This window comes from Rhodococcus sp. C-2 (assembly GCF_027854095.1).
Taxonomy (GTDB): domain Bacteria; phylum Actinomycetota; class Actinomycetes; order Mycobacteriales; family Mycobacteriaceae; genus Rhodococcus_F; species Rhodococcus_F qingshengii.
The window spans coordinates 131,293-144,267 of record NZ_JAQGFI010000013.1 but is presented as its reverse complement, the minus strand read 5'-3'; the positions used below and the strand labels follow the sequence as shown (position 1 = coordinate 144,267).

Below are 12,975 nucleotides of genomic sequence, written 5' to 3'. Positions count from 1 at the left end.
TCAGCGTCCTTCCGTATCGGATCCAGGAGCCGAAGCACCGAAAAGTTTGATGAAGATGAACGCGATCACGGCCACACACACGAAGATCAACACGCTGATCGCGGATCCGATGCCCAAGTTGAATGCCTTGAACAGATTGTCGTAACCCAGAATCGACACCGACCCGGTGTCGTTCGCTCCCTTCGTGAGCACGTAGATGTTGTCGAAGATGCGGAATGCGTCGAGTGTGCGGAACAGCAGAGCGACGAGGATGGCGGGCTTCATCAGCGGAAGGATGATGCGTACCAACCGGGTCCACGCGCCGGCGCCGTCCACCTGAGCCGCCTTGAGAAGGTCATCGGGCACGAGCGCCAAGCCGGCGAGCAGGAGCAGCGCCATGAACGGCGTCGTCTTCCAGACCTCGGCAAGGACGATGATCGCGAGCGACGGGATCTGGTCGGTGAGCGGCGCACTGCCGTCGGGCAGGAGATTGGCGAGGTAGCCGGTCCCCGGCGTCCACGCGTAGTACCAGCTGTATGCCGCCGCGACGGTGACGATGCCGTACGGGATGAGCACAACGGTGCGGACGAGCCCCTTACCCACGATCGTTCGGTGCATCACCAGTGCGATGGTCAGTCCGAGAACGAACTCGATGACGACCGAGACAACCGTGATCGACGTCGTCACCGCGAACGCTTGCCACCAGTAACCGTCGGTCAGCACCGACACGTAGTTGTCGAACCACACGAACTTTCGTTGATCCGGGAAGCGCAGGTCGTAGCGCTGCAAACTCAGCCAAACGGCGTAGACCACCGGATATGCGGTCACCGCGATCATGAGAATCGCGGCCGGGGCCACCAGCCAGAGACCGAGGCGACGCTCGGCCGCCTTTCCGTCCGACATCTTCGACTTCGCGGAGTGCTTCGGCTCCGGCGATGCCGTCGCGACTGTTGGTGCAGCTCCCGAATTTTCGCTGTCGATCGTCACGGAATCAGCCCCTCGGAATTGACTGCCTTGCGTACCTGCTCGGCAAGATCGTTCACGGTCGATTCCGGATCGATGTTTCCCACAGGGTTCAGCGTGGCAGTGATGAGCGTCGAAATACTCTGATAGGCAGGAGAAACCGGACGAACCGAAGCGGTGTCCAGGCTGTCGCGAACCTCACGCCACGCCGGGTACGCCTCCTGGAACGCCGGGTCGTCGTACAGGCTCTCGAGAGTCGGCGGAACGCCACCGGCTACCGCGTTGTTGCGCTGATTCTCCTCGTTACGCAGACAGGTGAGCGCCTCGAACGCGAGGTCCGGATGCTGGCTGGTCTTGGCCACCGCTACGTTGAAGCCGCCGATCGTGACCTCGGCCGGCTTACCCTCGATCACCGAGGGATACGGAGCGGCAAGGAAATTCCGTTCTCCGTTCACCGTGAGCACCGTGTTTCCGGTGTTCTCACTGGTGACGTTGCCCTTGTCGTCGATGTACGGCAGATCGCCCTTCTCGGCATTCTCCATGATGCCGGGCAGCACGAACGGCCAGTTGACCTGGAAGGCAGATTTGCCGCTCTCCATACCCAGTCGCGACGACGCTTCATCCCCCTGCGAGATCGAGGGATCCGCACCCTTGGCGGTAGCGACGCGCTTCATGACGGTCAGCGCCTGCTGGGCAGCATCACCGTCGGCCACCGTCACGGTTGTTCCGTCCGGCCCCACCACCGATCCGCCGGCACTGGCGAGAAGGGTGTTGAACCAGACCATCAATCCTTCGTACTGCTTGCCCTGCACACCGATCCAGCTGGGGCGCCCCTCCGCGGCCAGGCCTTCGGAGATGTCGATCATCTGATCCCAGGTTTGGGGTGGTTGCCCGTCCGGCATCAAATCCTTTCGATACCAGAGCAATTGGGTGTTGGTGTTCAATGGCGCCGCATAGAGCTGGTCCTGCCACTTCGCCGACTCCAGCGGACCCTCGAGCGTCCCGTTGCTGACCTCGGCCGCCACGTCGTCAGGAAGCGGCAATGCCCATCCCGCTTCGGCGAATTCGGCAGTCCACACCACGTCGAGCGTCATCAGATCGAGTGACTTGTCATTGCCGGTCAGACGCCGGGCCAACTGAAGTCGCTGGTCGTCGGCACCCTTGGGCAGAGTTTTCTGCTCGACCCGGTACGCGCCGTTCGACGCCGCCGAACAATTGGCGGCGGCCTCCGCATACTGCTCGGCGCCGTCGGCAGCGGTGTAGAAGGACAGCACCACGCCGTCGTCATTGTCCGATCCGCACGCACTGAGCAAGGGCGCCAACAACAATGTTGCCGCGCCGAGCAGCCCCGCCCGCAATTTCTTCTTCTGTCCCGCCCGCGATCTCTCGTTCTGCCCCGCCCGCGATCTCTTGTTCTGCACAGCCGTCCTCCTCGGGCGGCGAGACGGCGCAGTCGTTACGGCTGGCCGACGCACCACACATCGGCACTTTTGCCGGAGAAGGGACCTATTTCCTTGTCCGGCAAACGGTCACGGGAAGCGAGTACTACCTCGCCCGCGTGTACATAAAGTAACCGAGATCACACAAGTTGGCAGCCCGAGCGAGAATGTCAGATGGCGAGCTTGGCGAGCAGGTCGCGCGCCGACTCCGCCGTCTTGGGCTCACACAGTACGTCGTAACGTCCGGCGACCAACTGCATCGTCGAGGCGAAGTCCCGCTGCCCACGCGTCGCGGCGTACGGAATCGTCGTTGAGATGACACCGAAGATGATGCCGCCCACGATGCCCGCGATCAGCGGAGCGAGGAAACCACCGGTGACGATTCCGAGCACCAGGCCGAAGAAGACACCGAGCCAAGCACCGGAGACGATGCCGCCACCGATCACCTTGGCCCACGTCAACCGACCGAGAACTCGCTCGACCTGCATCAGGTTCACGCCGACGATCGTGACGTCCTGAACCGGGAATTCCTGATCGGAGAGGTAATCGACTGCGCGCTGCGCCTCGGCGTAGGTGGGGTACGACCCGATGGGCCATCCCGAAGGCGGTGTCGGCAACGCTCCACGGCGCGACCCATTCGACGATTGACCGAGCGGATTGGACATGGCTGGCTGCGCTCCTCTTTTCGGGCACGTCATCCACGCGGATGACGCAAGTACATCTACCCCCTATTGTGCCCTTTACAGACCTGATTCGTTCGGCTATGCGAGCGTCAGGCGTGTTCGGGCGGCGTGAATTCCGACGTGCGCGCCATCCCCGCGGCGCGGCCCTTGGCCGAAATCACCAGTGCCATCTTGCGACTCGCCTCGTCGATCATCTCGTCGCCGAGCATGACGGCGCCCCGCCTTCCCCCGGCGGCCGAGGTGTGGAACGCGTACGCGTCCAAGATGAGTTCCGCACGGTCGTAATCGGATTGGCGCGGACTGAACACCTCGTTGGCCGCCTCGATCTGCGTGGGGTGCAGAACCCACTTGCCGTCGAAACCGAGCGCTGCCGTTCGCGCAGCCGACCGAGTGAAAGCCTCGACGTCGCGGATCTGCAGGTACGGCCCGTCGATGGCCTGGACGCCGTGCGCCCGCGCGGCCATCAAGATGGTCATCAGGATGTGGTGATACGCGTCACCGCGGTCGTAGCCGTCCGGTTGCTCACCGACGACCAGAGTTCGCATGTTCAAGCTCGCCATGAAGTCGGCCGGGCCGAACACGAGCGCCTCGACGCGGGGACTCGCGGTGGCGATCGCGTCGATGTTGGTCAAGCCGATCGCGTTCTCGATCTGCGGTTCGATCCCGATCTTGCCGACCTCGAGACCGTTGGCCTTCTCGACCTGCGTCAACAACAAATCGAGCGCCTGGACGTGACTCGCATCGGGAACCTTGGGCAGCAGAATGGCGTCCAGATGCGCTCCGGCGCGGCCCACCACCTCCACGACGTCGGCATACGTCCATTCGGTGGTCCAGTCGTTGACCCGGACGACCTTGACCTGTTTGCCCCACCCGTCCTCGGCCAACGCGTCGCCGATCGACTCCCTGGCCGCCTGCTTCGCCAGCGGCGCCACCGCATCTTCGAGGTCGAGAAAGATCTCGTCGGCGGGCAATCCCTTCGCCTTGTCGATCATCTTCCGACTGCTGCCGGGAACTGCCAATACCGATCGACGGGAACGGTTGCGTGAAGTCATTGCGGACTGCCCTTCTCGATTTTCGGTGGCGCCGTTGCAGATTTTGACGCTGGACGAATTAGCCTTGCAATCATGGCAGCAGCAGGCAAGGTATTTGCAGCCAGGCTTGCCGGCCTGGTTGTACTCGGCCCGGACGGCGAATCGATCGGTCGTGTGCGCGACGTCGTCATCACAGTCCGTATCGGACGCCAGCAACCGCGGGTTCTCGGTCTGGTGATCGAAATGTTCACGCGCAAACGTATTTTCGTTCCGATGTTGCGTGTGACAGCCATCGAACCGAGTGCAGTCACCCTCACGACGGGCAACGTCAGTCTGCGGCGCTTCAACCAGCGCCCGGGCGAAGTACTCGCTCTGGCGCAGGTACTCGATTCGCATGTGCGCGTGGACGACCCGGAACTCGAGGAGCTTCACGGCGTCGACACGATAGTCGTCGATCTCGGAATCGAATCGACGCGGACGCGAGACTGGGTGGTCTCCAAGGTCGCGGTTCGCGGCCATCGCGGACGCCTCGGTCGACGCGCGGCGATTCACATCGTCGACTGGCAGCACGTCGCCGGCCTCACCCAGAGCGATCTCTCACTCCCCGGCCAGGGCGTAGCTCACCTGCTTCTCCAGTACGAAGGCATGCGACCCGCCGATGTGGCCAACGCCATGCGCGAACTGCCGGAGAAGCGCCGCCACGAACTGGCCGTGGCGCTCGACGACGAACGCCTCGCCGACGTCGTGCAGGAACTGCCGGCGGACGACCAGACCGATCTGCTGATGCACCTGGAAGTCGAACGCGCCGCCGATCTACTCGAAGCGATGGATCCCGACGACGCCGCCGACCTGTTGGGCGAGCTGCCCGAAACCGAGGCCGAGTCACTGCTTCAGTTGATGGACCCGCAGGATTCCGAACCTGTTCGACGCCTGCTCGAGCATTCCCCGGACACTGCCGGTGGTCTGATGACGCCCGAACCGGTGGTACTGACGGCCTCGACGACGGTCGCGGAGGCCCTTGCCCGCGCCCGCAACTACGACGTGACCCCGGCGCTGTCGAGCATGGTCTTCGTCGTACGTCCGCCGACGGCGACTCCGACCGGGCGGTATCTCGGCTGCGTCCACTTGCAGAAGCTTCTCCGCGAGCCTCCCGCCAGCCTGGTAGGCGGACTACTCGACACCGACATGCCCCGGTTGGCCCCGGACGACTCGTTGGCGTCGGTCACCCGATATTTCGCGACGTACAACTTGGTATGCGGGCCGGTCGTGGACGACGAGAACCACCTGATCGGGGCCGTGACGGTCGACGACGTGCTCGATCACCTCCTGCCGGAAGACTGGCGTGAGGATTACTCCGACGACGAGGAACTACTCCGATGAGCGAACGGGCGTCGAGCACGACCGCACGGCAACGACTGGAAACGCCCCGCGGAAGCCGCCGGTTCAATCTCGATTTCGACGTCGAAGCTGTCGGGCGCGTCAGTGAACGCATCGCCCGCTTCCTCGGCACCGGGCGTTATCTCGCAATCCAGACGATCATCGTGATCGTCTGGATCCTGATCAACGTGTTCGCGGTGGCCCTGCAGTGGGACCCGTACCCGTTCATCCTGCTCAACCTGGCCTTCTCCACCCAGGCCGCCTACGCGGCGCCGCTTATCCTGCTGGCCCAGAACCGTCAGGAGAACCGCGACCGGGTCTCGCTCGAGGAGGACCGCTCACGCGCCGAGCAAACCAAGGCGGATACCGAATTCCTCGCCCGAGAACTCGCAGCTCTGCGTATCGCCGTCGGCGAGGTTGCCACCCGCGACTACCTGCGACGGGAGCTCGAGGAGATCAAGTCGATCCTTGCTGCCGACGGCGAACCGACCCCGAAGAAGAAGCACCGTGACTCGAATACTGCGAAACAAAGTCACAACTAGCTGAGCGTTCGCTGAGTTTTGCTGCACGCACCGTGACCGATATGTAACGTAAGTCACAGCAATATGGATATCACGGTGGGTACTCCGGAGCGGGAGCGCCAGCAAAGGGGAATCGTGCGAGTACGCGGAATGATTGCAGCATCCACACTGGTGGGGGGACTGCTCGTCGTAACAGGTCCAGCGGCCCTCACTGCCGGAAGCGCACCGACCGGAGGGTCACAGGTTCCGATCGCACTGGCGGGCTCCGCCTCGATTGCGCAGCCGGACTCTGTCGACTTCCTCCCGACGCCCCGCACGGTCCGAACGCAAAGATCTGCCCCGCCCAGCGATACGGTCGCCGGCGCCCCGGCAGCGCCCAACGCTGCGGCCGTCGTCCTCACCTCTCTGGGCATCCCCGAGATCGTCCTGAACGCGTACCGCTCCGCGGAGCTGGTGATGATGACCGAGGCACCGGGATGCGGAATCCCCTGGCATCTTCTGGCCGGCATCGGACGCATCGAATCCGGTCACGCCAACGGCGGCAAGACGACCTCGGTGGGTACGACGGTCACCCCGATCCTCGGCCCCGTCCTCGACGGACGGCTGGCAGGCAACGAGGTCATTCGGGACACCGACAAGGGCGCAATCGACGGCGACCCCACTCACGACCGCGCCGTCGGGCCGATGCAGTTCATTCCGGCCACCTGGGCCGGATATGCCAGCGACGGCAACGGGGACGGAATCAAGGACCCCAACAACGTCTTCGATGCGGCACTCTCGGCAGCGAAGTACCTCTGCAGCGGCGGACTCAACCTGCGCGATGTCGCCCAGGAGACCAAAGCTGTTCTGCGATACAACAACTCGGCCGCTTACGCAGCAAACGTGATCATGTGGTCGACGGCATACAAGAACGGTGTCATTCCTTCCGGTCAGCTGCCGTACACCTCGGGCATCAACACCGGCAGCTCCGCGATCAACGCCGCCGCCTCGGCAGACTCCGCCGCTTCGGCCGTACTCGCCGCGGCTGCGGCTACCGATCCGGCGGCCGGCGACAAGGAATCAGCGTCGACGACGCCGACCCCGACCACCACTCCCCTCTTCCCGGGTCTGCCGGACATGCCTGCACTCTCACCCGAGATCCAGGCACTGATCCCGCCGGGCGTCATGCCGACCAGCCCCGCTCCGGGACCCAACGCCGCCCGGAACGCAGCTCCCGGTCCGATCATCCCGCTCCCCGTCCTCACCTCACGGGGTCTCGTGTGGCCGATTCTGACGGCCGAGGGATGGCGCTGGCCCGACGACATGTGTGTGATCCTTCCGGACCCCGCAGCCCTCGACGCCTTGCAGGACGGCATCCTTCTGCCGTGCACGATCCCGGGCATGGCAGTGGCCGCCACGGCACCCGCCACCACCGACGCGGCTCCCGCGGAATCCTCTCCACCCGCCGCCCCCTCTCCGGAGCCCGCACCGGCACCGGCACCCGCACCCGCACCGGAGCCCGCTCCGGCCCCGGCTCCGGCATTCGTGCCGTTCTTCCCAGGCCTGCCCGGCATGCCCGCTCTGTAACCGAAAATCACGAAAGAACAGTGCATATGCCCCAAACTGCCCTTCTAGATCACGGTTGAATAACGGAAACGCAACAAATCAGGTAGCCTCGACTCCGTCAGTTGAACGGAAAACCTCCTCGCGGAGGTTCAGGAGGCATACACAGTGGGTCGGCACAGCAAGAAGACAGATTCGCACATCCGTCGAAATTCGGTCATCGCGCTCACCGGACTCATCCCTATCGGACTCGTCACCGCAGCCAACACGGCCGGCGCCGCTCCCAAGGTCCCGTTCTTCAACACCAGCTCCGCCGAAACGGTGGACACCGCCGCACAAGCCACGCAGGAGCCGCAGGCGCAGATTCTGCCCGCCGTCGAAGCAATCGCCGAGCCGGCTCCCGCCCCCGCGCCGGAACCCGCGCCGCTGGCTCCCGTGCAGGCCACTCCCCCGCTCCCCGCGTCCATGGCCGAGGGAGCACTCGGAATCCCGAGCGTGAGCGTCGCCGCCTACCAGAACGCCGAGCGGATCCTCGCCGTCGAGAAGCCCAACTGCAACATGCACTGGACGCTCCTCGCCGGTATCGGCCGCGTCGAATCCGGCCACGCCAACGACGGCAAGGACGCCGACGCGAACGGCAACCTCTACAAGCCCGTGATCGGCCTGCCACTCAACGGCAGCCTCCCCGGCCAGGCCGTCATCATGGACACCGACGGCGGCGCCCTCGACGGCGACACCGTCTACGACCGCGCAGTCGGCCCGATGCAGTTCATCCCGTCCACGTGGAACCAATACGCCGGTGACGGCAACGGTGACGGAATCGCCGACCCCCAGAACCTTTTCGACTCCGCACTGACCACCGGCAAGTACCTGTGCGACGGCGGACTCAACATGCAGGACGTCACCCAGGTTGCCTCCGCGATCCACCGCTACAACAACTCGGCCGCCTACGTCGCCAACGTTCTGGCCTGGTCGCTCGGGTACTCCACCGGCATCGTGCCCGCCGCATCGGACCTGCCGCGCATCCACTGACCTACCTGGACTTACCATGGAGTCATGTCTGTACTGACCGAGTCCGACGTTCGCTCCGCGCTCGCGCGAGTTCTGGACCCAGAGATCCGCAAACCCATCACCGAACTGGGGATGGTCAAGGGGATCTCCCTCTCCAGTGACAACAGCGTCGACATCGGCATCTATCTCACGACCGCCGGCTGCCCGATGCGCACCGAGATCACCGAACGCGTCACCAAGGCCGTCGCCGATGTCGCCGGGGTCGGTGCGATTCGCGTCGAACTCGACGTCATGGACGACGCTCAGCGAACCGAGCTCCGCAAGTCGCTTCGCGGCGATTCCGCCGAGCCCGTCATCCCGTTCGCCCAGCCAGGTTCACTCACCCGCGTCTACGCCGTGGCCTCCGGCAAGGGTGGCGTCGGAAAGTCCAGCGTGACAGTCAATCTCGCGGCAGCAATGGCCGCGCGCGGACTGTCCGTGGGTGTACTCGACGCGGATATCTACGGCCACTCGATCCCCCGCATGCTCGGCACTGACGCCAAGCCGACTCAGGTCGAGCGCATGATCATGCCGCCCGTCGCCCACGACGTGAAGATGATCTCCATCGCGCAGTTCACCCAGGGCAACACACCTGTCGTCTGGCGCGGACCGATGCTGCACCGCGCGCTCCAGCAGTTCCTCGCCGACGTGTTCTGGGGCGATCTGGACGTGCTGCTGCTCGATCTGCCGCCCGGCACCGGTGACATCGCCATCTCGGTGGCTCAGCTCATCCCGAGCGCCGAGATCCTGGTCGTCACCACACCGCAGCAGGCTGCTGCAGAGGTCGCCGAGCGCGCGGGCGCGATCGCCCTGCAGACCCGCCAGCGCGTCGCCGGCGTCGTCGAGAACATGTCGTGGCTCGAACTTCCCGACGGCACCCGTATGGACGTCTTCGGCGAAGGCGGCGGGCAGACCGTCTCCGATCGCCTCACGAAGGCCGTCGGCGCCAAGGTTCCGCTTCTCGGACAGATCCCGCTGGATCCGTCCGTCCGCGAGGCAGGCGACGCCGGGACGCCGATCGTCCTCAGCGCTCCCGATTCACCCGCAGCCATCGCACTCAAGGACATCGCCGACAAGTTGGCCGTCCGTCAGCGCGGGCTGGCCGGAATGTCGCTCGGTATCAACACGGTTCGCAACCTGTAGAACCCCCTCATACGGAAGGGCGCCTGTCACCGATCGGTGACAGGCGCCCTTGCGTATGTCGAATCTAGGTGGCGTCGAAGTCCACAGGAGGACGTTCGCCGGCGGTGAGTGGCTTGTCCTTCGACAGCGTCTTCGGCTCCTGCACTCCGCTCTGCGGCTTCTTGTCGAAGTTGCCCGTGAAGATGGAGTCGTCGCCGTCGAGGAGGTGCTGGGTGATCACAGCGCGCGGCGTCATTCCGCGCAGCTTGTTCAGATCTGCGAGCGGTTTACGCAGATCCTCGAAATCGGTGCCCAGTTCTTCCTTGAGCTGATTGGAAGCGCCCGAAGCATATTCGCGCACCTGCCTCAGGGATTTCGTGACCCAGGAGACCGCACCAGGAAGCCGCTCGGGTCCCAAGATGACCAGAGCCGCTACGAGGAGGATCATGAACTCGCCCCAACCGATGTTGCCAAACACAGGGTCAGCCTACTGTGTGCTCGCTCGGTGCGCGCATGTCCGGATCAACCTCACAGGAAGATCGCAGGGTCCGATCAGTCCGACACCGGCGTGACCGAAATGTCGACCTGCCGTCCGTCGCGGATCAACTGAACGTTGACGGGTTGGTCGACGGTCGTCGCGTTGACCGCAACCACCAATTCGTCGGCGCTTGTCACCGGTCGGTCACCGACCTTGACGATGACGTCACCCTCGACGATCCCCGCACGTTGCGCTGGGCTGCCGTCGCGCACGTTGGCCACCGCAGCACCACTGGTCGCGTCGTTGACCGCGGTGCGGGCATTCACGCCGATGTCGGGGTGATGAACCTTGCCGTCGCGAATGATGGTCTGCGCCACCTCGGTCACCGTGTCGATCGGAATCGCGAAGCCGAGCCCGACCGAACCGCCGGACTCACTGAGCATTGCGGTGTTGATGCCGATGACGCGGGCTTCATCGTCGACGAGCGCACCACCGGAGTTGCCGTGATTGATCGCCGCGTCGGTCTGGACGGCGTCGATGACGGCGTTGGTGTCGGTGCCTTCACCCGACAACCGCAGAGGCCGGTTCAGTGCACTGACGATTCCGCGGGTGACGGTCTTGCTCAATCCGAGCGGTGAGCCGACCGCGACGACGTCGTCGCCCACCTGAACATCCTCGGATTTTCCGAGCTGAGCGACCGTCAGATTGTTCGCCGACACCTTGAGCACTGCGAGGTCTGTCTTGACGTCACGTCCGACGATCTGGGCGTCGGTCTTGGTTCCGTCGGAGAAGATCACCTGGATCTTCGCGTCCTGAGCGGGCGGAACGGCCGAGGAGATCACGTGGTTGTTGGTGACGATGTATCCGGCGCCGTCGATGACCACACCGGAACCCGTGCTGCCCTGGTCGCCGACGGCGACCTGAATCGACACCACTGATGGCAGTACCGCGTCGGCGACCTTCGCCACCTGAGACTCCGGCTGTTCCCCACCGCCGGATTGAACGAGCGTGACACGTGAGCTGGTGAGTGAACTGCGATCGGCAGTGATGACAGTGGCAAGCAACCCACCGACGAGAGCGATGACAAGCGCCATGCCCGCAAGCGCGGCCAGTGCCGAGGGGGCGACCTTGCGACCGAACAACAGCTCACGCACGTCGAGTTTCTGGGCGGGAGGCAACTGCACCGGCGCCTCGGACTCTGCGGGCTTGCCGAGCGAGACGGCGGATTCAGGATCACGCCACGGATCACGCGGCGGTTCTTCGTCGGGCGTGTTGTTCGCCGTCGCATCGGGATCGCGACCGATCGACTCGGTGGCGTCTGCGGGTCGACCGAACGCTTCGGCCAGAACCGGGTCCGGAGTCCCGATCACGACATCGGAGGACGGAGTCGATCGCGCGGCCACCGGAGTGAACGAGCCCTCGACTCCACTCGGCCGACCGAACACCTGGCGCGAGGCCGGATCGATCTGGGGTCGATAGACCGGACGGGGGTCGAGAACCGGCGCATCTGCCGGTCTGTCCACCGAACCGTTTGCCGAAGAATCCGAACTCACTCCGGAGTGCCCCCTTTTTCCGTCAGTCACATGGTCCAGTATCACTGATCCGCGCCGGGAAGCTGGCGCGCGGCGTCATTTGCGCCAGCGACGGGACAACCTCTTGCTGATGGTGGAGAAGCCGGCGGGTTGATTACCGACGGAACTGTCGGCGTTTTCCGAATTCGGCCCGGTAGTCGGACTGTTGCACGAAGGAATCTGGCTGAGAAGTCCCACCAGGGACAACGGCATCGTCATCTCGCCGCTTCGACGCAGCGCACCACGTGCCTGCTGCTGAGCATCGACGGCCGCAGCGCACTCGGCACAGATCGAGATGTGATGCGAGGCCCGCAAGTAGGCCTGCATTCGGAGTTCTCCGTCGACGTAGGCAGCGATTGCCTCGCTGGCCAGATGTTCGGTCGAACCGAACTGGCGATGTGCCCGCGCCTCCGTCATTCGTCCCTCCAGGTGATTGACCACGTCCCGCTCTGTAGCTCGAACCCGACCGTCAGAAACCGACGAGTTCGGATTCGGCTGCGCGCTGCGCTGCCAGATGATCACGAATCGCCTGTCGCCCACGATGGATACGGCTACGAACCGTTCCGAGCTTCACTCCCAGTGTGGCACCGATTTCCTCGTACGACAGACCTTCGATGTCACAGAGCACGACAGCGGCACGAAATTCAGGTGCGAGCGAGTCCAGTGCGGCTTGCAGACCTGCGTCGAGGCGCGCGTCGTGGTAGATCTGCTCGGGGTCGGGACCGGGCGAGGGAACGCGGTCGTAGTCCTCGGGCAGAGCTTCCATACGGATGCGATTGCGTCGGCGAACCATGTCGAGGAACAGGTTTGTGGTGATGCGGTGCAACCAGCCCTCGAAAGTTCCGGGCTGATAATCGGAGAGCGAGCGGAACACCCGGATGAAGGTGTCCTGCGTCAAGTCCTCGGCATCCTGGGCATCGCCTGACAACCGGTAGGCCAGGCGGTACACCCGGTCACCGTGCTGACGCACGAGTTCGTCCCAAGACGGCATGGAGGACTTCTCACCAGTTGCATCGAACACAGCAGTGCCAATCAACTCGGAATCCACAGCCGATTCCGTCGTCAAAACTTCCGACTCTCGAGGGCGAGGCTCGTCGTTGACCTGGTAAATAAGTTGATCCTCCTGCTCGGGATCGCGTAGTTCGATCACCGCGTTGTCCGAATCACGTGATGCGCGATATTCGGGAGAACCAGCCGATGCTGTGATTTGTTCCCGATC

Annotated in this window: 13 protein-coding genes; 5 read left to right on the top strand and 8 right to left on the bottom strand. The window is 64.1% G+C overall.

Annotated features, from left to right (window positions below):
* The 4 genes from PCS43_RS26020 to PCS43_RS26005 form a co-directional block, all read right to left on the bottom strand.
* Entirely contained in the window at positions 1-882 is an 882-nt protein-coding gene (locus tag PCS43_RS26020) for a carbohydrate ABC transporter permease (RefSeq protein WP_044480569.1), read from the bottom strand.
* 80 nt (positions 883-962) lie between these two features.
* Positions 963-2,300 (bottom strand): ABC transporter substrate-binding protein, encoded by a 1,338-nt coding sequence (locus PCS43_RS26015; RefSeq protein ID WP_037131899.1) that lies wholly within the window; start codon positions 2,298-2,300, stop codon positions 963-965.
* 251 nt (positions 2,301-2,551) lie between these two features.
* Positions 2,552-3,046 (bottom strand): general stress protein, encoded by a 495-nt coding sequence (locus PCS43_RS26010; protein WP_003945065.1) that lies wholly within the window; start codon positions 3,044-3,046, stop codon positions 2,552-2,554.
* Between the two features lie 107 nt (positions 3,047-3,153).
* The gene (locus PCS43_RS26005) at positions 3,154-4,116 is read right to left on the bottom strand and encodes an HpcH/HpaI aldolase/citrate lyase family protein (protein WP_209909318.1); all 963 of its coding nucleotides are present in this window, start codon (positions 4,114-4,116) and stop codon (positions 3,154-3,156) included.
* Positions 4,117-4,188: 72 nt separating this feature from the next.
* Here PCS43_RS26005 and PCS43_RS26000 point away from each other — a divergent pair, with 72 nt between their 5' ends.
* The 5 genes from PCS43_RS26000 to PCS43_RS25980 all read left to right on the top strand — a co-directional run bounded on the left by PCS43_RS26000 (position 4,189) and on the right by PCS43_RS25980 (position 9,728).
* A complete protein-coding gene (locus PCS43_RS26000; protein WP_003945077.1) occupies positions 4,189-5,475 on the top strand; it encodes a magnesium transporter MgtE N-terminal domain-containing protein in 1,287 nt (428 codons plus the stop codon).
* Positions 5,472-6,014, top strand: coding sequence for a DUF1003 domain-containing protein (locus PCS43_RS25995; protein WP_003945067.1), 543 nt, complete (start codon positions 5,472-5,474; stop codon positions 6,012-6,014). Before PCS43_RS26000 ends, PCS43_RS25995 begins: the two co-directional genes overlap by 4 nt.
* A gap of 75 nt (positions 6,015-6,089) precedes the next feature.
* Positions 6,090-7,559 carry a lytic transglycosylase domain-containing protein gene (locus tag PCS43_RS25990; protein ID WP_223304678.1) on the top strand — a complete coding sequence of 490 codons (1,470 nt, stop codon included), beginning with the start codon at positions 6,090-6,092 and terminating at the stop codon, positions 7,557-7,559.
* Positions 7,560-7,703: 144 nt separating this feature from the next.
* Complete coding sequence (locus PCS43_RS25985) at positions 7,704-8,567, top strand: lytic transglycosylase domain-containing protein (protein ID WP_003945171.1); 864 nt, start codon at positions 7,704-7,706, stop codon at positions 8,565-8,567.
* A 24-nt stretch (positions 8,568-8,591) separates the two neighbouring features.
* A complete protein-coding gene (locus tag PCS43_RS25980; protein ID WP_003945178.1) occupies positions 8,592-9,728 on the top strand; it encodes an Mrp/NBP35 family ATP-binding protein in 1,137 nt (378 codons plus the stop codon).
* A gap of 64 nt (positions 9,729-9,792) precedes the next feature.
* Here PCS43_RS25980 and tatB read toward each other — a convergent pair whose 3' ends face one another.
* From tatB to sigE, 4 genes are all read right to left on the bottom strand, one after another.
* Positions 9,793-10,185 (bottom strand): Sec-independent protein translocase protein TatB, encoded by a 393-nt coding sequence (gene tatB / locus PCS43_RS25975; protein WP_003945177.1) that lies wholly within the window; start codon positions 10,183-10,185, stop codon positions 9,793-9,795.
* 74 nt (positions 10,186-10,259) lie between these two features.
* The gene (locus tag PCS43_RS25970; protein WP_370852746.1) at positions 10,260-11,783 is read right to left on the bottom strand and encodes a trypsin-like peptidase domain-containing protein; all 1,524 of its coding nucleotides are present in this window, start codon (positions 11,781-11,783) and stop codon (positions 10,260-10,262) included.
* A gap of 30 nt (positions 11,784-11,813) precedes the next feature.
* Positions 11,814-12,173 carry a hypothetical protein gene (locus PCS43_RS25965; protein ID WP_003945180.1) on the bottom strand — a complete coding sequence of 120 codons (360 nt, stop codon included), beginning with the start codon at positions 12,171-12,173 and terminating at the stop codon, positions 11,814-11,816.
* 52 nt (positions 12,174-12,225) lie between these two features.
* The gene (sigE, locus tag PCS43_RS25960) at positions 12,226-12,822 is read right to left on the bottom strand and encodes an RNA polymerase sigma factor SigE (protein WP_029255812.1); all 597 of its coding nucleotides are present in this window, start codon (positions 12,820-12,822) and stop codon (positions 12,226-12,228) included.
* Positions 12,823-12,975: the final 153 nt, after the last annotated feature.

Excerpts from the sequence above, each read along its gene's own strand:
- PCS43_RS25965 (WP_003945180.1), bottom strand. The coding sequence starts at position 12,173 with ATGACGGAGGCGCGGGCACATCGCCAGTTCGGTTCGACCGAACATCTG.
- PCS43_RS26020 (WP_044480569.1), bottom strand. The coding sequence starts at position 882 with ATGTCGGACGGAAAGGCGGCCGAGCGTCGCCTCGGTCTCTGGCTGGTG.
- PCS43_RS26005 (WP_209909318.1), bottom strand. The coding sequence starts at position 4,116 with ATGACTTCACGCAACCGTTCCCGTCGATCGGTATTGGCAGTTCCCGGC.
- PCS43_RS25980 (WP_003945178.1), top strand. The coding sequence starts at position 8,592 with ATGTCTGTACTGACCGAGTCCGACGTTCGCTCCGCGCTCGCGCGAGTT.
- PCS43_RS25995 (WP_003945067.1), top strand. The coding sequence starts at position 5,472 with ATGAGCGAACGGGCGTCGAGCACGACCGCACGGCAACGACTGGAAACG.
- PCS43_RS26000 (WP_003945077.1), top strand. The coding sequence starts at position 4,189 with ATGGCAGCAGCAGGCAAGGTATTTGCAGCCAGGCTTGCCGGCCTGGTT.
- PCS43_RS26010 (WP_003945065.1), bottom strand. The coding sequence starts at position 3,046 with ATGTCCAATCCGCTCGGTCAATCGTCGAATGGGTCGCGCCGTGGAGCG.